The organism is Streptomyces sp. NPDC091376 (assembly GCF_044757085.1).
In the GTDB taxonomy this organism is placed as follows: Bacteria; Actinomycetota; Actinomycetes; order Streptomycetales; family Streptomycetaceae; genus Streptomyces; species Streptomyces pratisoli.
Genome location: NZ_JBIVUF010000013.1, coordinates 165,059 through 187,487, shown reverse-complemented (window position 1 = coordinate 187,487; position 22,429 = coordinate 165,059). Strand labels below are relative to the sequence as shown.

18 protein-coding genes are annotated in these 22,429 nt (G+C 72.9%); 12 read left to right on the top strand and 6 right to left on the bottom strand.

The window, feature by feature from the left end:
• Nucleotides 1-120: 120 nt before the first annotated feature.
• Nucleotides 121-3,888, bottom strand: coding sequence for a S8 family peptidase (locus tag ACIQMR_RS26615; protein ID WP_401392096.1), 3,768 nt, complete (start codon nucleotides 3,886-3,888; stop codon nucleotides 121-123).
• A gap of 199 nt (nucleotides 3,889-4,087) precedes the next feature.
• On the opposite strand from ACIQMR_RS26615, the gene ACIQMR_RS26610 reads away from it, so the two are divergent.
• The 3 genes from ACIQMR_RS26610 (at nucleotide 4,088) to ACIQMR_RS26600 (ending at nucleotide 8,608) form a co-directional block, all read left to right on the top strand.
• Nucleotides 4,088-5,119, top strand: a complete 1,032-nt coding sequence (locus tag ACIQMR_RS26610) for a helix-turn-helix transcriptional regulator (protein WP_401392093.1) — start codon at nucleotides 4,088-4,090, stop codon at nucleotides 5,117-5,119.
• A gap of 642 nt (nucleotides 5,120-5,761) precedes the next feature.
• Nucleotides 5,762-8,128, top strand: coding sequence for a glycosyl hydrolase family 95 catalytic domain-containing protein (locus ACIQMR_RS26605; protein WP_401392090.1), 2,367 nt, complete (start codon nucleotides 5,762-5,764; stop codon nucleotides 8,126-8,128).
• Between the two features lie 102 nt (nucleotides 8,129-8,230).
• On the top strand, nucleotides 8,231-8,608 hold the full coding sequence (locus ACIQMR_RS26600; RefSeq protein ID WP_401392087.1) for a PPOX class F420-dependent oxidoreductase: 378 nt from the start codon (nucleotides 8,231-8,233) through the stop codon (nucleotides 8,606-8,608).
• 38 nt (nucleotides 8,609-8,646) lie between these two features.
• On the opposite strand, the gene ACIQMR_RS26595 is transcribed toward ACIQMR_RS26600, so the two are convergent.
• Nucleotides 8,647-10,044: a DNA-3-methyladenine glycosylase 2 family protein gene (locus ACIQMR_RS26595; RefSeq protein WP_401392085.1), complete on the bottom strand. Its 1,398-nt coding sequence runs from the start codon at nucleotides 10,042-10,044 to the stop codon at nucleotides 8,647-8,649.
• Nucleotides 10,045-10,209: 165 nt separating this feature from the next.
• Entirely contained in the window at nucleotides 10,210-11,349 is a 1,140-nt protein-coding gene (gene rsgA, locus ACIQMR_RS26590; RefSeq protein WP_401392082.1) for a ribosome small subunit-dependent GTPase A, read from the bottom strand.
• A gap of 367 nt (nucleotides 11,350-11,716) precedes the next feature.
• On the opposite strand from rsgA, the gene ACIQMR_RS26585 reads away from it, so the two are divergent.
• The 6 genes from ACIQMR_RS26585 (at nucleotide 11,717) to ACIQMR_RS26560 (ending at nucleotide 17,025) form a co-directional block, all read left to right on the top strand.
• A complete protein-coding gene (locus ACIQMR_RS26585) occupies nucleotides 11,717-12,493 on the top strand; it encodes a VOC family protein (RefSeq protein ID WP_401392269.1) in 777 nt (258 codons plus the stop codon).
• Nucleotides 12,494-12,585: 92 nt separating this feature from the next.
• A complete protein-coding gene (locus ACIQMR_RS26580) occupies nucleotides 12,586-13,572 on the top strand; it encodes an aldo/keto reductase (protein ID WP_401392079.1) in 987 nt (328 codons plus the stop codon).
• A gap of 92 nt (nucleotides 13,573-13,664) precedes the next feature.
• Entirely contained in the window at nucleotides 13,665-14,639 is a 975-nt protein-coding gene (locus ACIQMR_RS26575; RefSeq protein ID WP_401392077.1) for an SDR family NAD(P)-dependent oxidoreductase, read from the top strand.
• A 231-nt stretch (nucleotides 14,640-14,870) separates the two neighbouring features.
• Nucleotides 14,871-15,860 (top strand): aldo/keto reductase, encoded by a 990-nt coding sequence (locus ACIQMR_RS26570; protein WP_401392074.1) that lies wholly within the window; start codon nucleotides 14,871-14,873, stop codon nucleotides 15,858-15,860.
• Complete coding sequence (locus ACIQMR_RS26565) at nucleotides 15,857-16,168, top strand: L-rhamnose mutarotase (RefSeq protein WP_401392071.1); 312 nt, start codon at nucleotides 15,857-15,859, stop codon at nucleotides 16,166-16,168. Before ACIQMR_RS26570 ends, ACIQMR_RS26565 begins: the two co-directional genes overlap by 4 nt.
• Nucleotides 16,169-16,173: 5 nt before the next feature.
• Complete coding sequence (locus ACIQMR_RS26560) at nucleotides 16,174-17,025, top strand: amidohydrolase family protein (RefSeq protein WP_401392069.1); 852 nt, start codon at nucleotides 16,174-16,176, stop codon at nucleotides 17,023-17,025.
• Here ACIQMR_RS26560 and ACIQMR_RS26555 read toward each other — a convergent pair.
• Entirely contained in the window at nucleotides 17,004-17,381 is a 378-nt protein-coding gene (locus ACIQMR_RS26555) for a DUF488 domain-containing protein (RefSeq protein WP_401392067.1), read from the bottom strand. The genes ACIQMR_RS26560 and ACIQMR_RS26555 overlap by 22 nt on opposite strands.
• A gap of 120 nt (nucleotides 17,382-17,501) precedes the next feature.
• Between ACIQMR_RS26555 and ACIQMR_RS26550 the strand changes: the two genes are divergently transcribed.
• Nucleotides 17,502-18,530: an SPFH domain-containing protein gene (locus tag ACIQMR_RS26550; protein WP_401392064.1), complete on the top strand. Its 1,029-nt coding sequence runs from the start codon at nucleotides 17,502-17,504 to the stop codon at nucleotides 18,528-18,530.
• Nucleotides 18,527-19,426, top strand: coding sequence for a hypothetical protein (locus tag ACIQMR_RS26545; protein ID WP_401392061.1), 900 nt, complete (start codon nucleotides 18,527-18,529; stop codon nucleotides 19,424-19,426). The genes ACIQMR_RS26550 and ACIQMR_RS26545 overlap by 4 nt, the downstream gene beginning before the upstream one ends.
• 76 nt (nucleotides 19,427-19,502) lie before the next feature.
• Here ACIQMR_RS26545 and ACIQMR_RS26540 read toward each other — a convergent pair whose 3' ends face one another.
• A complete protein-coding gene (locus ACIQMR_RS26540) occupies nucleotides 19,503-19,736 on the bottom strand; it encodes an acyl-CoA carboxylase subunit epsilon (RefSeq protein WP_401392059.1) in 234 nt (77 codons plus the stop codon).
• 7 nt (nucleotides 19,737-19,743) lie between these two features.
• Entirely contained in the window at nucleotides 19,744-21,096 is a 1,353-nt protein-coding gene (locus tag ACIQMR_RS26535) for a cytochrome P450 (protein ID WP_401392056.1), read from the bottom strand.
• Between the two features lie 236 nt (nucleotides 21,097-21,332).
• Between ACIQMR_RS26535 and ACIQMR_RS26530 the strand changes: the two genes are divergently transcribed.
• Complete coding sequence (locus ACIQMR_RS26530) at nucleotides 21,333-22,427, top strand: type III polyketide synthase (RefSeq protein WP_401392053.1); 1,095 nt, start codon at nucleotides 21,333-21,335, stop codon at nucleotides 22,425-22,427.
• Nucleotides 22,428-22,429: the final 2 nt, after the last annotated feature.

The following is a 22,429-nucleotide window of genomic DNA, read 5'->3' as shown; positions in this document are numbered from 1 at the left end:
GCACGGGGCGCACGAAAACGGAGCATTGCGAAAAATCAGTTTCCGGACCGGTGCCCGGACATGAGTCCGCCGGGTGGCCCCACCCCCCACGGGAAGGACACCCGGCGGACGTTCGGGTGGTCAGCGCACGTCGTACGCGCGCACCACTGTCTGGGTGACGGAGTTGCCGTTCGCGTCGGTGAGTTCGGTCCTGAGGGTCACGGGCGCGCCGCTCCTGCCGGCGTGGTCCACGCTCGCCGTCCAGGCGCCGCCCTGCCGTGACGTCCTCGCCTCGGTCCAGGTCGTGCCGCCGTCGTACGAGTAGGACAGCTCGGCCGAGACGAGCGCGCCCGGGGTGTACCCCGCGTGCCCCGACGCCCGGAGCGTGAGCTTCTGGCCGTCGGCCGCCGGGAGGGTCTTGAGTTCGTCCTCGGGAAGCCCGATCACCGGGAAGAGGACGGGGATGCCCTGAGAGTACGCGGTCTCGTCGCGTGCGGAACGGAACGTCCAGACGGTGGACACCTCCGTCGACCGCTTCCAGACCGCCGCGGGCTGCCCGACCTTCATGGTGTTCAGGGTGAGTTCGTAGGCCGCGTCGTCCGCGGGGACCTCGAAGACCCCGAACGGGTAGGGCGAGCTGCCGATCTCCTCGCCGTTCCGCTCGAGCGTCATGTTGCCGATGTCGCCGAACGATCCGGCCTGGCCCGCGTGTTCGCCGTCGCCCCAGAACGCGGTCGCCACACCGATCAGATCGCCCTGCCGCTCGGCGACGAGCACGGGCTCGCCGGTGGCGGGGTCGCGCGGGGCGGACGGTGCGACGACACCGCCGTACCACGACTCGCCGCGCCGCTGGCCGCTCTTGTACGTGTGCGGGGCGCCCTCCATGAACTCCCCCCAGGGGAAGCTGCTGGAGACCGTCTGCGCGTAGGTGGTGTCCCCGGCCGTGTGGTACTCGGTGCGCCTGCCCGGCGCGGAGACCACGTCGACGAGTCCGCCGAGGTAGATCCGCTGGCCGCTGCCGGGCCGCACCGCGGACACGCTGTCGAGGTAGTCGGCGGGTGTGCCCATCGCGCGGTACGTGGCCTCGGTGGCGCCGAGCTTCGCGTCGCGGACCCGGTAGGTGCGATCGGAGGTGACCGGTCCGTCCTCCGGGAAGGCGAGGTTGTAGACGTGCGGGCTCTTCGCCGTGGCCTTCCAGCGCAGGGTGACGGGTCCGGCCGCGAGGCGTGTCAGCAGTCCGGCGGCCTCGTCGGACGGCACGGACAGTGCGGGCAGCTGGGCGCCGAGGAATCCGGCGGACGGGTACCAGGTGCCGGGCGCGGCGCGGTGGGCGATCAGCGCGACGGCGCCGGCGGCCTTGGCGTCCTGGGCCTGCCGGCCGACCACGGTGCTGTCGTCGGCGACCCGGACGAGAACGACACGGTCCTTGGCGCCGGCGGCGGCGAGTTCCTCCGGCGTACCGGATCCGGCGTCCACGAGCCGCGCCGAGCCCGTGCCGTCGAGGTTGGCCGCGCCGAATCCGGAGGTCAGCGGGTGCAGCACGGGGCCGCCGGTCACGGCGAGTTCACCGATCTGCGGGGCGTAGCGGCGCCAGTAGCTGCCGAATTCGAAGTCGCCGTCGGTGGCGCGTCCGTCGACGAAGGCGTAGTACCTCTGGATCTGGCGGCCGCCGGTGATCGTGCCGGCGTGCAGCCAGGTGTCGTCCCAGGAGCGGGCGAAGGCGAGGGTGCCGGCGCGGTCCTCGCCCGGCTTGTCGGTCTCGACCCGCAGCCGGTGGGCCTTGCGGGCGTCCAGGACGACCGTCGTGTCCTTCGTCAGCTCCAGTTGCGGGCGGCCGAGGTAGGCGACGCTGTCCTGTCCGTCCGCGGTGCCGGTGACGGCGGCGAAGGCGGAGAGGAGGTACGAGCCGGGACGCAGCCGGTAGATCTGGTCGGTGGCGCCGTCGTTGAAGCGGCGCTCACCGGTGGCGGTGTCGGTGCCGACGACGTCGAGGGACGACGCGCCGGCGGCGGGCCTGCCCGAGCGGTCGACGAGCTTGACGCGCAGGGTGACGGTCTGCGGTTCGACGTACAGCGAGAACGGGATGGAGACGCCGGTTCCGCCGCGCACGGTGGCGAGGATCCGGCCGGTGACGTCGCCGTACTGGGCGCGGTCGAGGCGGGCGGCGGGGTCCAGGGTCAGGGGGACCTCGACCGTCGCGCCGGCGGGGACGGTGACGGAGCGCGCGCCCAGCCGGGCGACGGTGGAGCGGATGCGTGAGCCGTCGTTGCCGGTGACCTTCTCGACGGCGAGGTCCAGCTTCACGGGCGCGGCCGCGTGGTTGGTGTAGGGCAGCGTGACGGTGGTGCGGTCGCTGGTGTCCTGGGGCCAGTTGAAGGTGCCGCCCTGGACGGCGGGGGCGCCGGTGACGGTGGTGTCGAGGGCGGCCTTGACGTCGAGGCGGCCCGCGCCGCTCTCGCGAACGTCGCCGGGGATCGTGGCCTTCGCCGACGACACGAGCGCGGCCTTGAGCTGCTGGGCGGTCCAGTCGGGGTGGCGCTGCTTGAGGACGGCGGCGGCGCCCGCGACATGCGGGGTGGCCATCGACGTACCGGACATCGACCGGTACGCGTGGACGCCGCGGCCGCCCGCCGCGGCGGCGGAGATGTCGACGCCGGGCGCGGCGATCTCGGGCTTGAGGGTGTGCGAGACGACGGCCGGGCCGCGGCTGGAGAAGCTCGCGGTGGCGTCGTCACGGTCCACGGCGCCGACGGTCAGGACAGCGGGCGTGCAGCCGGGCGAGGAGACGGTGTTGAGCGCGGGCCCCGAATTGCCGGCCGCGACGACGAACAAGGTGCCCGTGCTCTGGGCGAGTTGCTCGGCGGCGACGCTCATCGGGTCGGTGCAGTCGGTCGGGACCTGGCTGCCGAGACTCATGGAGACGACGTCGGCCTTCTGGTCGACCGCCCACTGCATGCCGGCGATGATCCAGGACGTGGCGCCGCTGCCGTAGTCGTTGAGGACCTTGCCGTTGAGGAGTTCGGCGCCCGGGGCGACGCCCTTCTTCCTGCCGCCGCTCGCGGCGCCGGAGCCGCCGACGGTGGAGATGGTGTGGGTGCCGTGGCCCTGGCGGTCGCCGGCGTCCGCGGAGTCGGTGAAGTTCTCCTGGGCGGTGATACGGCCCTCGAGGTCGGGGTGCGCGGCGTCCGCGCCGGTGTCGAGGACGGCGACCTTGGTGCCCTTGCCGTCGTAGCCGGCGGCCCATGCCTCGGGGGCGCGGACCTGCGCCGTCGAACGGTCGAGCGTGGCATGCACCTTGCGGTCGAGCCAGAGTTTGGTCAGCCCGGCGGCGGCGCGGGAGCGGGGGCTCGTGACGTCGGCCCAGAATCCGGCGGCCTGCTTCTTGTCGGCCTTCAGCGCGACACCGTCCACGGCGTCCAGGACGAGGGAGCGCTCGGCGCCGCGGGGCGTCGCCGGGGCGGAGCGGGCGACGTCGCTGCCGTAGACGGCGATCAGCGGCAGGGAGGCGCTGTGCGCGTCGTCGTAGCCCTGGCGGATCAGCCCGGTGACGTTGAACAGTTCCTGGTCGACCCGGCCGGCGGCGAGCGCGGCGGCCGCGCCCTCGGGGTAGACGTACAGGTCCTTGCCCGACTGCCGGGTCTGCAACAGCGGTACGGAGCCGTCCTCGCGCGGCAGGGCCGCGGCGGCGGGGCTCGCCGTGCCGGCGCCGGCCACCACGACGCGGTCTCCCGTGACGAGCGTGACGGCGACGGACCGCGCCTCGGCGGCGGTCGCCGCCCGGCTGCCCGTCAGGGGTCCGCTGTCTGCCGTTCCGTCCCGCGGCCCGGCGGCCGCGGACGGACCGACCGCGGTGGCGGCCAGGACGGCGGCGGTGGCCGCACCCATGACCGTGCGCATTGTCGGACGCATCGCTCTCCCCAGTCGATTCCGGATCACACATCGGCAAATGCCGCATGTCCGGTGGCTATTGGTGCTGCGGTGGCGGCCACCTTGGCAGAGCGGAGGATGGTGCAGGGATGATGTGCGCGGCGGGTTTACGCCGTGGCCGGTTTCCGCCACGATCATGTCCGCCGTAGGGTGAATCACCAGGTCCGGGGAGGGGTCAGGGGTGCTGGGAGCGATAGGTCTCGACGCGAGACAGGAGTCGGCGTACCGCGCGCTGGTGGCGCTCGGCGCCGCGGAGGTCACCGATCTGGCGCACCGGCTCGCGCTCGCGGAACCGGAGACCGAGCGGGCGCTGCGCGTGCTGGAACAGCACGGGCTGGCCGCGCAGTCGTCCGCCAGGGCGGGCCGCTGGGTGGCGGCTCCGCCCGGTGTCGCCCTGGGCGCGCTGCTCACCCAGCACCGTCATGAGCTGGAGCAGGCGGAGCTGGCGGCGGCGTTGCTCGCCGAGGAGTACCGGGCGGAGTCCGCGGAACCGGCGGTGCACGACCTGGTCGAGGTGGTCACCGGTGCGAGCGCGGTGGCGCACCGCTTTCTGCAGCTCCAGCTGGGCGCGACGGACGAGGTGTGCGCGCTGGTCAACGGGAAGCCGGTCGCGGTGTCGGGCATGGACAACGAGGCGGAGGAGGCGGCGGCCCGGCGGGGGGTGGCGTACCGCATCGTCATCGAGCGCGAGGTGCTGACGCTGCCGACCGGGGTCACCGAGGTCGCGGCGTCGCTCGGCCGCGACGAGCTGGTCCGCGTCGTGGACCGGGTGCCGACCAAACTCGTCGTCGCGGACCGGACGCTGGCGATGGTCCCGCTGAGCGGACGGGGCTCGGAACCCGCGGCGCTGGTGGTGCACGCGAGCGGACTGCTGGAATCGCTGATGGGACTGTTCGAGGCGGTGTGGCGGGAGGCACTGCCACTGCGGCTGGGTGCGGGCGCCGAGGTGACCGAGGATGAGGCAGCGGGCCCGGACTCCGCGGATCTGGAGATCCTCTCGCTGCTGCTGGCGGGGATGACGGACGCGAGCGTGGCCAAGCAACTGGATCTCGGGCTGCGGACCGTGCAGCGACGGGTGAAGGGGCTGATGGAGCTGACCGGTGTGACGACCAGGCTGCAGCTCGGATGGCACGCGTACGAGAAGGGCTGGGTGGCACGCTCCACGCACGGGGCCCGCGCCACGACACCTGGCGGCGCGCGGAACGACCCGTGACGCCAGGGTGTGCGCGGTAGCCCGCGAGGCGGCACCGGAAGACGCACGAGGCCCGGCGCCACGGACGCAGCCGGGTGCACGCGACACGCCGGCCGGCGCCGGCCCGCGGAACGACCCGCGCCACGGGGGCGTGCGCGGTAGCCCGCGAGGCAGGCACCGGTAGACGCACGAGGCCCGGCGCCACGGACGCAGCCGGGTGCACGCGACACGCCGGCCGGCGCCGGCCCGCGGAACGACCCGCGCCACGGGGGCGTGTGCGGTAGCCCGCGAGGCGGCACCAGAAGACGCACGAGGCCCGGCGCCACGGACGCAGCCGGGTGCACGCGACACGGCAGCCGACGGCGGCCGGCGGTGGCCGGCCACGGAAGGGCCCGTGGCACGAGGCCGAGACCGGCAGGTCCAGGTCCCCGCACCCGCAGGCGCACGGCGCCCGGGCCCGTGGGCACGCCGGGCCCGGCCCGGCGAGCAGCCCGGCGCCCGGTCGGGCCCGCGCGGGGGCCGTGAGGCAACTCGCCCTGTTGGGCCGGTGTTGACCCGGCTTCAGCCCCGACGGCAACGGACCCGGTACACGTCGGATCTCTCCCTCTCTCTTGACGCCCAACTCCCCCTTCCCTACCTTCCGTCAGGGAATAGCTCCGATGTATGGGAGATGACGTCATGGTCAACCCGTCCAGAAGATCCGTTCTCGCCGGCGGTACGGCGGCCGCGGCCGGCGCCGCGCTCGTCGGGCCGGGCATCACGTCCCCACCGGCGCGGGCCGCGGAGCCCGTGACCGACGGCGGCGCACCGGGCGCCGCGGCCGCCGGGCCCCGCGAGGACATCTGGCGCACGGTCCTGGACGACGCCGACCTCGTCTGGCAGCGGATGCCGACGACCTGGTACGAAGGCCCGTACCTCGGCAACGGCCTGCTCGGCTCCGGGATCTACGCCGAGCCCGGCGCGACCGCGAAAGCCGTACGCTTCAACGTCCAGCACTCCGAAGTGCAGGACCAGCGCCCCGAGTTCGGTTCCCTCTTCGGTCTCGCCCGGCTGCCCATCGGGCACTTCACCCTGGAACCCGTCGGCGCCATCACCGGTATCGACTGGCGGCTCGGTCTGCGCGACGCCGAACTGACCGGCACTCTCACCACCACCGCCGGCACACTGCGGCTGCGCGCCTTCGTCCACACCACTGCCACGGTGCTCGCCGTGGAGATCGAACCGAGCTCGGGTGAGCGGGACTTCCGCTGGGTCTTCCATCCGGCCGAGGCGATCAGCCCGCGCGCCGCGTTCCACCCGCGGCCCGACGGCTACCAGGCCAATCCCCCGGCCGTGATCGAGCGGCACGGCGAACTGACGGCCGCCGTACAGCCGTTGCTCGCGGGCGGGCAGCACGTCACGGCCTGGGGCGAGACCATCCGTGGCCGGCGGCGCACCCTGTGCGTGTCCGTCGCGCACTCCTTCCCGGGGACGACGGCGCGCGAGCGGGCACTGAAGTCCGTACGGAGCGCGTCGGCGGTGCCGTACGACGTCCTCGCGCTGCCGCACCGCGGCTGGTGGCAGCGCTACTACCGCAGGAGTTTCCTGTCGCTGCCGGACGCACGGCTGCAGCGGTTCTACTGGATCCAGCTGTACAAGACGGCGTCCGCTGCCCGGCGCGACGCACCCGTGATGGCGACCTGCGGCCCCTGGCTGGAGCCCACCCCGTGGCCCGCCGCCTGGTGGAACCTCAACGTCCAGCTGGAGTACTGGCTGATCCACGGCTCGAACCATCTCGAACTCGACGCCGTCACCCGGGCGCTCGGCGAGTACCGGGACCAGCTGACCGCCGAGGTGGCCCCCGCGTACCGGGGCGACAGCGCCGGTGTCCCGCGCACCACCGACATCCGTCTGCGCAACGGCCCGAACACCCCCACGAGCAACGGCTACGGCGTCGGCATCCCCGGCCGGAACCCGCCCACCCCGGAGGTCGGCAACCTCGTCTGGGCCCTGCACAACGTCTGGCTGTCCTACCGCCACACCATGGACCGGGCGGTCCTGCGCGACACCCTCTTCCCGCTGCTGCGCAAGGCCGTCAACTACTACCTGCACTTCCTCACCCCGGGCGCGGACGGCAGGCTCCATCTGCCGGCGACGTTCTCGCCCGAGTACGGCGTGGACGCACCGGACTGCAACTACGACCTGATGCTGCTGCGCTGGGGCTGCCGCACCCTCCTCGACTCGGCGCGCGAACTGGGCGTCGAGGACCCGCTGTCCGGCCGCTGGGAGGAGGTGCTCGCGAAGCTGGTCCCCTATCCGGTGGACGCCAACGGCTACATGATCGGCGCCGGGGTCCCCTTCGCGAAGTCCCACCGTCACTACTCCCATCTCCTCGCGGTCTACCCGCTGTACGAGATCACGGGCCGCACGGCCGAGGAGCGGGCGCTGATCGAGACGTCGCTGAACCACTGGGTGAGCTTCGAGGGGGCGCTGCAGGGCTATACGTTCACGGGCGCCACGTCGATGTCCGCGCTGCTCGGCAAGGGCGAGGACGCGCTCAGGTACCTGGGCGAGCTGATGCGCCGCTTCATCCGGCCGAACACGATGTACAAGGAGTCCGGTCCGGTCATCGAGACACCGCTGTCGGCGGCCCAGTCGGTGCACGACATGGTCTGCCAGTCCTGGGGCGACGTCATCCGCGTCTTCCCCGCGGTCCCGGACGCCTGGCGGGACCTGACGGTCCACGACTTCCGCACACAGGGCGCGTTCCTGCTGAGCGCGGTGCGCCAGGACGGCGTGACGCGGTGGGTGCGGCTGGTCAGCGAGGCGGGCGCGCCGTGCGTCGTGCGCCATGGGATCGAAGGACCGGTCGACGTACGGGACGGGCGGGGGCGCCCGGTGCCGTACGAGGACGCGGGTGAGGGGACCGTGCGCATCGCGCTGCGCCGTGGCGACTCGGCGCTGATCACCGCGCGCGGCGACCGCCCGGATCCGGTCGTCCGGCCGGTCACGCCGAACGCGCCGGCGGCGCCCTGGGGCCTGCCGGCGTGAGTGCGGCCCGCGGTGGTCCGTCATCGGTCCTACGTCCCGTCCCGGTCCGGTGCGGGACCCGCGCCCGATGCGGACGCGGCGTACGGGCGTGATGCTGGCCGTATGACCGAATTCAGCGAGGCGGAGCGGGCGTATCTGAGGACGCAGAGGCTCGGGCGGATGGCGACCGTCGACCCCGAGGGCCGCCCCCAGGCCAACCCGGTCGGCTTCTTCCCGCAGGACGACGGCACGATCCTGATCGGCGGGCTGGCCATGGGGAAGACGAAGAAGTGGCGCAATCTGTCGGCGAACCCGAAGGTCGCGCTCGTCGTCGACGACATCGTGAGCGAGCGGCCGTGGCGGGTGCGCGGGGTCGACATCCGGGGGGAGGCGGAGCTGCTGACCGGGCCGCACGCGCTGGGGCCGCACTTCAGCGAGGAGGTCATCCGCATCCATCCGCGGAAGATCCACAGCTGGGGTCTGGAGGAGCCCTCTCCCTAGGTGTACCGATCTGGAGCCCTCTGCCCTGGGACGGCCGATCAGTGGCCGGCGGCTTCGAGATGGCGGACGGCGTAGGAGCGCCACGGCCGCCAGGCGTCGTCGCCGGCCACGGAGCCGGCCCCGGTGTCGGGCCCGCCGCCAGGGGAGGTGTCGGGCTCGAAGTCAGGCCCGCCGTCAGGGGCGACGTCCGGGTCGCCGAGAGCGCGCATCCGGATGAGCGCGGCGGTCCGGGGGGACACGCCGGGCACCGCGAGCAGGGCACGCTCGGCCTCGTCGCGGTCGGCGCCGGGATCGAGCCGTACCCGCCCGTCGGCGAGCGCGGCCGCGAGCGGCCCTGCGACGGGATGGTCCGTCAGCGTCCGCGGTTCGGGGAAGAGATGGGTGAGCCCGCCGCTGGGCCGGTCCAGGATCTTGCCGTACGTCTCGACCAGCCGCGCGGACTCCTCGGCACCGACGAGCGTCCGGATCGCGAACTCCTCGGGCTCGGCGGTACCGGGTGAACGCAGCCCGGGGCGGGCGGCGACGAGCGGCGCGAGCGCCGGGTCGGCGGACAGGCGCTCCGTCACGGCGTACGGGTCGGCGTCCAGGTCGAACAGACGGCGCAGCCGCTGGACGGCGGTGGTGAGATCGCGCAGATCGGCCGGATGGATCCGGGCCTCCAGCCACGGCCCGGCCGACCGCTCGTCCACGGCGGCGATCCCGGATCCGTGCGGCAGCCGCAGCGTGCGGCGGTACGTGCGCGCGCCGGGCGCGCCGACGACCTCCTCGACACGGTCCGTGGCCTCCCGCGCGAGCAGGTCGAAGACCTCCCGGGCCGCGTACGGGCCGCGGTGGGCGAGCCGCAGCGGGATCGCGGCGGCGCTCGCGGCGCGCTTCGTCCCGGCATCGGCGCGCAGTTCGCTCGGCGTACGGGCGTAGATCTGCCGGATCGTGTCGTTGAACTGGCGCACGCTGGCGAACCCGGACGCGAACGCGATCTCGGTGACCGGCAGCCCGGTCGTCTGCAGCAGCACCCGCGCCGTGTGCGACCGCTGGGCCCGCGCGAGCGCGACGGGCCCGGCCCCCAGCTCCGCGTTCAGCTGCCGCTGCACCTGCCGGGCGCTGTAGCCGAGCCGCTCCGCGAGCCCCGGCACGCCTTCGCGGTCCACGACCCCGTCGCCGATCATCCGCACGGCCCGGCCGACGACGTCGGCCCGTACGTTCCACTCGGCCGACCCGGGCACCGCGTCCGGCCTGCACCGCCGGCAGGCCCGGAAGCCACGCCCCTGCGCGGCCGCGGCGGTCGGGAAGAACCGGACGTTCTCCCGCTTGGGCGTCACGGCCGGGCAGCTGGGGCGGCAGTAGATCCCGGTCGTCCGGACGGCGAAGAAGAACTCTCCGTCGAACCGGGCGTCGCGGCTGCTGACGGCTTCGTACCTGGTGTCCTCGTCCCTCACCCGTCCAGTGTCCGCCCGCGCCCGGCACGGTTCCGGCGGATTTCGGACACCGTGTCCGTCAGGGGCCCGGTGGCCCTGCGGCCGTCGCCGGCGGGACCGGAGGGTCCGGTCCCGCCGACAACGGCGGCGTGGCGTCCCCGGAGGGCGGGAGCCCCTGGGGAGACGTCAGCGCACGCGGCCGCGCTTGGCCTGGGCCGCCGCGCGGCCCTCGGCGTGCTTCTGCTTCCAGTCGCGGCGGATCTCCGCGCGCAGGCGGGCGTCGGTCTTCGCGACGATGCGCTGGTTCTCGCGCAGGAGCTTGCGATAGCTGTCCAGACGGCGCTCGGGCAGGGAGCCGTCCGCGACGGCGGCGAGAACGGCACAGCCGGGCTCCGCCTCATGGGCGCAGTCGTGAAAGCGACAGTCCCCGGCCAGGTCCTCGATCTCCGAGAAGACCTGCCCGACGCCGCTCCCGGCGTCGAAGAGCCCGACCCCGCGCAGACCGGGTGTGTCGATCAGGACACCGCCGCCGGGGAGCACGAGCAGGTTGCGGGTCGTCGTGGTGTGGCGGCCCTTGCCGTCGACCTCGCGCGCCGCCTGCACCTCCATGACGTCCTCGCCGAGCAGCGTGTTCGCCAGCGTGGACTTTCCGGCACCGGAGACGCCGAGCAGCACGCTCGTACCCCCGGCCACGACCGCGGCGAGCACGTCCGTGCCCTCACCGGTCAGCGAGCTGACCGGCAGCACCTGCACACCGGGCGCCACGGTCTCCACGTCCTGGACGAGATACGACCGCCCGGTCACGTCCGGCACCAGGTCCGCCTTGGTGAGCACGACGATCGGCTGCGCGCCGCTCTCCCAGGACAGCGCCAGGAACCGCTCGATCCGCCCGAGGTCGAGTTCACCGGCGAGCGAGACCGCGATGATCACGTGGTCGACGTTGGCGGCGAGGATCTGGCCCTCGGACCGCTGCGAGGAGGTGGAGCGCACGAACGCGGTACGCCGCGGCAGATACGTCCGCACGTAGCGCGGGCTGCCGGCCGCGTCGACGGCCGCCCAGTCCCCGGTGCAGATCACCCGGAGCGGATCGTGGGGCGTCACGAACGCCGTGTCGGCGCGGACGGTCCCCGCCGCGGTGACGACGTCGCACTGTCCGCGGTCGACCCGTACGACCCGCCCAGGTACGAGGCCCTGTTCGGCATGTGGTGCGAACGCGGCGGCGAGCGCCTCGTCCCAGCCGTACGGCGCGAGGGGATGTGACGGCGAAGCAGAAGAGGCGGAAGCCGAAGAAGCGGAATCCGAAGAAGAGAAAGAAGAGAGAGACAAGGGGAACCCTTCACACGGGTGGCCCCGGCGCACGCACACCGGCGTGCGAGGAAAGGAAGGTCAGCCGGAGACCACGGAAATGGGAACGAAGATCTTCTGGTTCTGGGCGGCGCCCATCGCAATGACCGTCATCAACGTCCTCACCTCCGGTTCCTCTTCTGGTTCTGCGCCGCGGGTCTCTTCACCGCGGCGACGCCACCTTAACCCGCCACCGCGCTCGCGCCAACGTGTTTTCCGCACCGTCCGGGTGTGCCGTCGCCAGGCGTGCAGTGGCGACGGTCCTGATTCTGTTGAAGGGTGTGAGGGAGTGGCTTCCGGCCCCGGGATGTGAATGAGGTGAGCGGCCTTGGCGGCCACAGCGTGTGGGGTGCAGGGCACGCCCTGCTGGGTGAGCCTGACGACACAGGACATGAACGCCGCCCAGGCCTTCTACGGTGAGGTGTTCGGCTGGGAGTTCGAGCCCGGCCTCCAGGGACAGGGCTATGTCGTCGCCCACGCCGACGGGGAACCGGTCGCGGGCCTGGTGGAGTCCACGCAGACCATGGGTGTCCGGCTGCCCGTCGCCTGGACGGCGTACTTCGTCGCGGACAGCGCGGACGCGGTGGCCGCACGCGTACGGGAGCGCGGTGGCACCGTCGCCGTGGGGCCGATCGCGTTCGGCCGGGGACGGATGGCATGGGCCGCCGACCCGGTGGACGCGGCGTTCTGCATCTGGGAGGGTCCGGTGGACGCCGGATGGTACGCGGGACGCGGAAGCGGCGCCGCGGCATGGCTGGAGCTCCATACGAGGGACCCGTTCGCCTCCGCCCTGTTCTACGGCGAGGTGTTCGAATGGGACACCCAGGGGCCCGAGGTCATCGATGTGCGCTATGAGCACGACCGGGTGATCCTGCGGGCGGGCGGGCGCACCGTGGCAGGCCTGTACGGCGGCGTTCAGGATTCACCGGATCCCGCCATTCGGCCCAAGTGGCACGTCCACTTCTGCCGCACCGACGTCGACGCCGCAGCCGCCCGGGCCGCCGCCGCGCACGGCACGGTCGTCACTCCACCGCACGACTCGCCGCTCGGGCGGACGGCGACGCTGCGTGACCCCGAGGGCGGTCTGTTCCATCTGTCGTCCGCCGAGGACGACGCTCCCAGTTGACCTGGAGCGCACTCGAAGATCCATCATCCCTCTCGGCAGAGTCGAGCGGCTCATCGTCGACGACCGATGAGCGAACACGAGGGGGACCACCCATGCGCTACCGCACGATCGGTCAGGATCCGGCGACCCGCCGGGAGGTGAGCGTGCTGAGCCTCGGCGCGATGCGCTTCGGCACGAGCACCGACGAGGCGACGTCGTTCGCGATTCTCGACCGCTACGCCGAGGCCGGCGGCACGTTCATCGACACGTCCAACAACTACGCGTTCTGGGTCGGCGGTACGCAGGGCGGGGAGAGCGAGGAACTGCTCGGACGGTGGCGCCGCAGCCGCGGCGTCGGCGACGGCATCACCATCGCGACCAAGCTCGGCGCCCGGCCCAACACGCCCACGAGCACCTTCTCCCACGACATCGAGGGGCTGTCGGCCACGGTCATCCGTGAGTCGGCGGAGCGCAGCCGTGAGCGGCTCGGGGTGGACCGGCTGGATCTGCTGTACGCGCACGTGGAGGACCGCGACGTGCCGGTGCGCGAGACCGTGGAGGCGTTCGCGGGGCTCGTCGCCGACGGCACGGCCGGGCTGCTGGGAGTGAGCAACCACTGGGCGTGGCGCGTGGAGCGGGCGAGGAACGTGGCCGCGGCGGCGGGGCTGCCCGGCTACGAGGTCCTCCAGTACCACCACAGCTATCTGCGCCGCCGCACCGACCTGCCGACGCTGCGTTCGCCCGACGGCGAACTGGGCACGGCCGCCGGGGATCTGCTCGGCTATGTACGGGCCGAGCCGTCGCTGACGCTGGTCGCGTACTCCCCGCTGCTCGGCGGCGCGTACACGCGTGACGACAAGCCGCTGGACCCGGGCCTCGACCACGCGGGCACTCCCGCCCGTCTCGAAGCCCTGCGGGCGGTGTCCAAGGAGACCGGCGCGACGCCGAACCAGGTCGTCCTGTCCTGGCTGATCGGCGGTGAGATCCCGGTGATTCCGCTGGTCGGCGCGTCGTCGGTGGCGCAACTGGAGGAGAGCCTGGCGGCGGTGGACCTGGACCTGACCCCGGAGCAGCGCGCCCGGCTGGACGAGGCACGCTGACGCGCCCGCCCTCGCCCACCCACGCCCGCCCACGCGACGGCGTTTGCGTTTCCGTTTGCGTTCGAGAGCACTTCAAGGTCTAGCGTCGAAGCATGAGCATTCCTCAGCACAAGATCGGCTCGGGGTTCGGAGCCCGGAGCACCACGCTGGACGTTCTGCAGGGCATCGACCTCACCGGCCGGCTCGCCATCGTCACGGGCGGGTACTCGGGCCTCGGGCTGGAGACGACACGGGCGCTGGCCGGCGCCGGGGCCCGTGTCGTCGTACCCGCGCGCCGGCGCGCGGTCGCCGAGGAAGCGGTCGCGGGCATCGAGGGCGACGTGGAGGTCGACGAACTGGACCTCTCCGACCTGGAGAGCGTCCGCGGTTTCGCCGGACGTTTCCTTGCCTCCGGCCGCGGCATCGACATGATGGTCAACAACGCGGGCGTCATGGCCAGCCCCGAGAGGCGCGTCGGGCCCGGCTGGGAGGCCCAGTTCGCGACCAACCACCTCGGCCACCACGCCCTCGTCAACCGGCTCTGGCCGGCCATCGAGGACGGCGGCGCCCGCGTCGTCTCGCTGTCCTCCCGGGGCCATCAGCTCTCCGGCATTCGCTGGGACGACGTGCACTTCGCCCGCGGCTACGACAAGTGGCAGGCGTACGGGCAGGCCAAGACGGCCAATGTGCTGTTCGCCGTACGGCTCGACGCACTGGGCCGGGACGCCGGAGTACGGGCCTTCGCCGTCCATCCCGGCCAGATCCTCACCGAACTGGCGCGTCATCTCTCCACGGAGGAGATGCTCGGTCGCGGCTGGATCGACGAGCAGGGCCGTCCGGTGGGCACGGCTTTCAAGACGCCCGAGCAGGGCGCGGCGACGCAGGTGTGGGCGGCCACCTCCCCGCGACTGGCGGGCCTCGGCGGCGTCTACTGCGAGGACTGCGACATCGCCGAGCCGCTGACCGACGATGCGGACGAGCTGACCAGCGGCGTACGCGGATACGCGACCGATCCCGGACAGGCGGAGCGCCTGTGGGAGCTGTCGGCGGAGCTCACCGGCGTCGACGCCTTCGCCGCGGGGCGCTAGCCGACACCGGTAGCAGGCAGTCCGTAGCCCGGAGCCCGTAGCCGGCGGACAACCCGTGATTCATCGGATCAATAACGGCTTCGGCGCTCCGATCGCGCCGGAAAACTCGGACAGAAGGGTGTCGCGTCCTCTCATAGGTCTGATAAATATGCGGATCACGTGGCCCGCGCGCGGACGAACGCGGGCTCGCGATGCCGACGCGGGGCGACAAGGGGCAGGGGCGACGACGGGATGCTCAGCACCGAACTGGGGCGCAGCGGCTGTCCGGTGACCGGGCTGTCCTTCGGGGCGGCCGGCATCGGCAATCTCTACAGGGCCGTGCCCGAGGAGACGGCGGCGGCCGCCGTCGATGCCGCCTGGGACGCGGGTGTGCGCTACTTCGACACGGCCCCGCACTACGGTCTCGGGCTGTCCGAGCGGCGGCTCGGGGCCGCGCTGCGGGAACGGCCACGGGACGGGTTCACCCTGTCCACGAAGGTGGGGCGGATCCTGGAACCCGTCGAGCGGCACGGCGACGGCCCCGCCGACGACCTCGCCGACGACCTCGCCCACGGCTTCGCGACCCCCGCGACGCACCGCCGCCGCTGGGACTTCAGCGCGGACGGGGTGCGGCGCAGCATCGAGGACAGCCTGCGGCGGCTCGGTCTGGACCGGATCGACATCGTCTATCTCCACGACCCCGACGACCACGCCGAGCAGGCGTTCCGCGAGGCCTATCCGGCGCTGGAGCGACTGCGCGCGGAGGGCACCGTACGGGCGATCGGCGCCGGCATGAACCAGGCCGGGATGCTCGCGCGCTTCCTCCGCGACACGGACGCCGATGTGGTGCTGTGCGCGGGCCGGTTCACCCTCCTCGACCAGCGCGCCGCCCAGCAGCTGCTGCCGCTGGCCGCGGCGCGCGGCCGCAGCGTCGTCATCGGCGGTGTGTTCAACTCGGGCCTGCTGGCCGACCCTAAGCCCGGCGCCACCTACGACTACCGGCCCGCGGACGCGCGGGTGCTGGAACGGGCGCTGCGCGTGAAGGCCGTGACCGAACGGCACGGGGTCCCGCTGCGGGCCGCGGCGCTGGCCTTCCCGTTCCGGCATCCGGCGGTGGCGAGCGTGCTCGTGGGGGCGTGTTCCCCGTACGAGATCGAGGACGCGGCGGCGATGCTGGCCGTTCCCGTACCCGAGGAGCTGTGGACGGAGCTGGAGGAGGAAGGGCTGGTGCAGCCGGTATGAGAGTCGCCCTGCACACGAGGGTCCGCGCCGACCGGATCGGGGAGTACGAGGCGGCGCACCGGGAGGTGCCCGCGGAGCTGCGGGCGGCGATCCGTGCCGCAGGGGCCTCCTCGTGGACGATCTGGCGCAGCGGCACCGACCTGTTCCACGTCATCGACTGCGCGGACTACGCCCGGCTGCTCGCCGAACTGGAGGGCCTGCCGGTGAACATCGCGTGGCAGGCGCGGATGGCGGAGCTGCTGGACGTGGTGCACGACTACTCCGCCGAGGGTGCCGGGGCCGGGCTCCCGGTCGTCTGGGAGCTGTGACCGTCATGCGGATCGTCGACGCCCATCACCATGTATGGGACCTGTCCGTGCGCGACCAGGACTGGATCGGCCCGGAACTCGCCACGATCCGGCGGGACTTCCTCCTCCCCGAGCTGTGTGCGGAGACGGCGGCGGCCGGGGTGCACGCGACGGTCCTCGTCCAGACGGTGCCGGTGGCACAGGAGACTCCCGAGTTCCTCGCTCTCGCCGCCGCCGACGACGGTCCGGTCGCGGGTGTGGTCGGCTGGACGGACCTGACCGCGCCGGACGTCGCCGGCGCCCTGGCCGCGCTGCGTGAACTCCCCGGCGGGGAACGGCTCGTCGGCATCCGCCATCCGGTGCAGGGCGAGCCGGACCCCGGCTGGCTGCTCCGGGACGACGTGCGGCGCGGGCTGTCCGCGGTCGCGGAGGCCGGGCTGGTGTACGACCTGCTGGTCCGGCCGCATCAGCTGGACGCGGCGGTGCGGACGGCCGCCGCCCATCCCGGGCTGACGTTCGTCCTCGACCATCTGGGCAAGCCGCCGATCGCGACCGGCGGGCGGGAGCCGTGGGGGGCCGCGGTGCGCGCGCTGGCGGCGCTGCCGAACACCGTCTGCAAGCTGTCCGGGATGGTCACCGAGGCGGACTGGACGACCTGGACGGTGGGCGGTCTGCGGCCGTACGCGGACACGGTGCTGGAGGCGTTCGGGCCGGCCCGGACGATGTACGGCTCCGACTGGCCGGTGTGCCGGCTGGCTTCCTCGTACGCCGGCGTACTGGCCTGCGCGCGTACGCTGACCGAGCGACTGGCACGGGACGAGCAGGCCCAGGTGTTCGCCGGGACGGCCGACCGCGTCTACGGGCTCGGGGGCGCCTGAGCCGCCTTCTCCAGCACGTCGACGAGCGTCGGGAGATGGCTGCCCTCGACGTTCTTCACCGAGGTGACGAGGGTGACCGGCCCGCCGCGGGCGAGGGCGAGCAGCCGCTCCAGGGCTTCCGCGGCCGGGCCCTGTTCGAGCTCCTGGCGGTAGCGCGCGTCGAACTCCCCGTACCGGGAGGCGTCCTTGTGGTACCAGGTGCGCAACTCACCGGAGGGAGCCACCTCCTTGAGCCATTCCTCGACCGCCGCCCGCTCCTTGGAGACCCCTCTGGGCCAGAGCCTGTCGACGAGGACGCGGGTGCCGTCGTCGGGCCGGGGATCGTCGTAGACCCTGCGCACGGTGATGGTGACCATGCCGTCAGCCTGGTGGGGTGCCGCGGTCGGCGCAAGCGCGCGACCCTCCCATTTCGTCGCCTTGACGATAAGCGGCGGTCACCGATATCGTCGCAGTGACGAAAACAAGGGGGTTGTTCCATGGCCGACATCACCAGGCGCTTCGGCTGGCGCCATCTGCGCTCCGCACCCACCGTCCATGTCCGCCACCACCGGCGCGGCCGGCTCGTCCACGACGGCCCCGGCCTCAGCTTCTGGTTCCGGGCGCTGACCGCGGCCGTGTCCGAAGTACCGGTCGACGACCGGGAGCTGGCCGTCACGTTCCACGCCAGGACGTCCGACTTCCAGGACGTGTCGGTGCAGGCGACGGTGACGTACCGGATCAGCGAACCCGCCACCGCCGCCGCCCGCCTGGACTTCTCCGTCGACCCGGACACCGGCGTCTGGCGCGGCGCCCCGCTGGAGCAGATCTCCACGCTGCTCACCGGGACCGCCCAGCAGCACGCGCTCGACGTCCTGGCCCGCACGCCGCTGTCGGCGGCGCTGGCCGACGGCGTCACCGCCGTACGGGAGAGGATCTCCGCCGGTCTCGGCGGCGAGCCGCGGCTCGGCGCCACCGGCATCGAGGTGGTGGCCGTACGCGTCATCGCCCTGCGCCCAGAACCCGAGGTCGAACGGGCGTTGCGCACCCCGGCCCGTGAGCAGATCCAGCAGGAGGCCGACCGCGCGACCTACGAGCGCCGTGCCGTCGCCGTGGAGCGGGAACGGGCCATCGCCGAGAACGAGCTCGCCAGCCGGATCGAGCTGGCCCGCAGGGAGGAGCGGCTCGTCGAGCAGAAGGGCACCAACGCCCGGCGGGAGGCGGAGGAGAGCGCCGCTGCCGACGCCGTACGCGCCGAGGCCGAAGCCACTCGCACGGTACGGCTCGCCAAGGCCGAGGCCACGGCGGCCCGCGAGGTCGGCGAGGCGCGCGCCGGGGCCCAGGCCGCCTGGCTGCGCGTGCACGCCGAGACCGACCCGGCGACGCTGCACGCACTGGCGGTCAGCCGCCTCGCGGAGAACCTGCCGCGCGTCGACAGCATCACCCTCTCCCCCGACGTCCTCACCGGACTGCTCGCCCGGCTGGGCGGTTCGGGAACGGCCACGGGGACGGGGACGGGGACGGCGTGAGCCTGGCACCGCGCGCGGTGCTCGTGCACCGCACCACCGAGTACGAAGAGCTGCTCGCCCGGCACGGCACCCACGGCCAGGCCGAGTTCTTCCTCTCCTCGCGCGGCCGCAGCATCCAGGACGTGGCCGAACGGCACCACCGCACCCGGCGGACGCTGGCGGAGGTGTCGGCGGCCGTGCCGGTGCAGTGGCGGCAGACGCGGGTGGAGCGCGCGGACCTCGACCGGTTCCTGTTCGCACCCGAGGACGTGGTCGTCGTGGCCGGCCAGGACGGGCTCGTCGCCAACACGGCGAAGTACCTGACCGGGCAGCCGGTGGTGGGGATCGACACCGATCCCGGGCGCAATCCCGGGGTGCTCGTACGCCACCGGGCGGCAGACACCGCCCGGCTGCTGCGGGCCGCCGTCGCCCGCGGCGCCACGGCCGAGGAGCTGACCATGGTCGAGGCCGTCGCCGACGACACCCAGCGCCTCGTCGCGCTCAACGAGATCTACCTCGGCCGGCCGGACCACCAGACGTCCCGGTACCGGATCGGTGTCGACGACGGGCCCGGCGGGACGGAGCCACAGGCGTCCTCCGGCGTCCTCGTCGGCACGGGGACCGGAGCCACCGGCTGGCTGCGTTCGCTGTGGCGCGAGCGCGGCAGCCGCCGGCCGCTGCCCGCACCGGCCGAGGCCATGCTCCTCTGGTTCGTGCGGGAGGCCTGGCCCTCCCCCGCCACCGGAACGTCGCTGGTGGAGGGAGTGCTGCCGGCCGGGCGGCACCTTCGGCTCACGGTGGAGTCCGAGCGGCTGGTCGCCTTCGGCGACGGGATGGAGTCCGACGCACTGGAGCTGACCTGGGGTCAGACGGTCGCGGTGGGGGTGTCGGACACCTCCCTGCGACTGCTCGTCTGAGCCCTCGCACCGACGGCTACGGGCAATCGGTGCGTACCGGCGTCCGCGCCGGCGACCACGGGCGGATGTCGTCGTCTCAGCGGCTGCCCGGGTCGAACGACATGACCGTCCTGTCCCTCTCCCGCCAGGAGCCGCACGGCTGGAAGCCGCCGCCCCACGTCCGGTCCCAGTGAGCGCGCCGGGGCCGGCCGCCGCCCGGTGTGGCCCGGGCGGCGGCCCGGCGGTGGGCGAGGATGGTCAGGACCGCCATGAGCGCGGCCAGTTCCTCGTCATCCGGTGCACCGTGCACGATGCGCAGATCCACGTCCATGACCGCCTCACCAGCGCACCGGAAGGGTCTTGGGCCCGCGGATCAGCGCGCCCTCCTCCCAGGCGATCTCCTCGGGCGGCACCGCGAGCGCGAGCCGCGGATAGCGGTCCAGCAGCGTCGCGATCATCACCTCGGACTCCATCCGGGCCAGCATCGCGCCGACGCAGTGGTGCGGCCCGAACCCGAACGACAGATGCGTCACGGCCTCACGTCCGAGGTCGAGCGTGTGCGGGTCGGTGAAGACCGCCGGGTCCCGGTTCGCGGAGAGGTACGAGCAGTAGACCGCCTCGCCCGCCCTGATGCGTACGCCGCCGACCTCCAGGTCCTCGGTCGCGATCCGCGGCAGGCCCACACCGTTGCGGTGCGGGATGTAGCGCAGCAGTTCTTCGACGGCCTGCGGCAGCATGCGGGGCTCGGCCCGCAGCCTCGCGAGCTGCTCGGGGTGGGTGAGCAGCGCGTACACCATGTTCGCGCTGTTGTTGCGCACCGCGTGCGCCCCGCTGACGAGGATCGCCGTCGCCAGCGACACGGCCTCGTCGTCGCTGATCTCGGCGTCCTTGACGGCGGCCGCGAGGACTCCCGCGAGATCCTCCCCCGGCTCGGTGCGCCGCCGGTCGAGGAGCCCGACGACGACGTCACGGACCGTGGCCCTGGCCTCCTCGCTGCGGGCCGGGGCCTGGCGCGGCGCCATGATGACGTTCGCCCAGGAGGTCATCCCGGCGCGTTCGCCCTCGGGCAGCCCGAGCAGATCGCAGACGACCGACAGCGGAAAGGGCCCGTGCAGATGCTGCATCAGATCGCCCGGGGGACCATTCCGCTCCATCCCGTCCAGCAGGGACTCGGCCCTTCGCCGGGCCATCGGCCACAGCCGCTCCATGCTCCTGCCGGTGAAGGCCCGGGCGACGACACGGCGCAGAGTGTTCAGATGCGGGGGGTCCGTGTAGTTGAGGGCGGCGTGCTTCGCGGCGATGGCGTGCGGCGAGCCGCTCGTCACCTCGCGCTCCGCCAGGGCCCGGCGGCTGAGCCGCGGGTCGGACGTGACCTGCTTGACGTCGTCGTAGCGCGTCACGAGCCAGGCGGTCCCCTCACCGAACGGAAGCCGGATACGGGCGACGGGCTCCTCGCGCAGCAGGGTGGTCAGAAGCGGGTCGAAGTCCAGCGCCTTCAGATCGTCGAGGCTCCAGAAGAGGGCGCCCTCGTCGCCCACCTCACCCACCTCGCCCACGTCCTCCTTCGGGCCGGCTTCGGCCGATCGCCCCCGCGGACCGGGCCCGGCCGGGTCCTCCCGCGAGCCGGCCCCCGTCGAGTCCTCCTGCGCACCGGGGCCGGGCGCGGCCACCGTCTCGGGTTCTGACGTCATGGCGTTCAACTCCCAACGTTCAACGCTGTACGCGCACACCCGGCACCGATCACGCCGAGTGAGCGGCCCGGGCGGCATCCAGCGGGTTCGACATCCCTTCCCGATCGCCGGCCCGTCGGCCCGGCACCGGCGCGGCATCACCCGGACAGCCCAGCGGCAAGGGCTTTCCTCGGCGGGCGCGAACGGGTGACGTCCCTGATCCTTTAGAAGGAAACGCGAGAGAAGGGCGCACCATCATGGCCACTCTGTGCAGACCGGCAGTGTCCGTACCCGAGCACGTGATCACCATGGAGCAGACCCTTGACCTGGCGCGGTCCGTCCACGCGGACCATCCACAACTGGATCTGGCGCTGCGTCTGATCCGGAACACCGGCGTGGAGAAGAGGCATCTTCTGCAACCGATCGAGGAGACGCTGAAACATCCCGGTTTCGAACAGCGCAACGCCGTGTACGAATACGAGGCGAAGGCCCGGGTCCCCGGGGTCATCGAGCAGGCGCTGGACGACGCGGGACTCCGGCCCGTCGACATAGACGTCATCATTTACGTGTCGTGCACCGGCTTCATGATGCCGTCGCTGACGGCCTGGCTGATCAACACGATGGGCTTTCGCACCGACGCGCGCCAGGTGCCGATCGCCCAGCTCGGCTGTGCGGCCGGGGGCGCGGCGGTCAACCGGGCGCACGACTTCTGCACCGCCTACCCGGAGGCGAACGCGCTCGTCGTAGCCTGCGAGTTCTGCTCGTTGTGCTACCAGCCCACCGATCTGGACGTCGGCAATCTGCTCTCCAACGGGCTCTTCGGCGACGGTCTCGCCGCCGTCGTGGTGCGCGGCCGGGGCGGCCATGGCGTCGTGCTGGAGCGCAACGGCTCCTTTCTCGTCCGGGACACCGAGGACTGGATCGCCTACGACGTCCGCTCCACCGGATTCCACTTCAAGCTGGACCGGCGGGTGCCAGGCACCATGGAACCGCTGGCTCCGGCGCTCAAGGACCTCGCGGCGGAACACGGCTGGGACGCCGCCTCGCTGGACTTCTACATCATCCACGCGGGCGGGCCACGCATCCTCGACGACCTCGGCAAGTATCTCGGGGTGGCCCCCGAGGCGTTCCGCTTCAGCCGGGCCACGCTCACCCAGTACGGCAACATCGCCAGCGCGGTCGTGCTGGACGCCCTGCGCAGGCTCTTCGACGAGGGGGCCCCGGACGACATGGCGCGGGGCATCCTCGCCGGCTTCGGCCCGGGCATCACCGCGGAGATGTCGCTGGGCCGCTGGAGCACGCCCGAAGGTGCCCTCGCCCGCGAAGGGGCGCTGGCGACGGAGAGGAGGTGAGC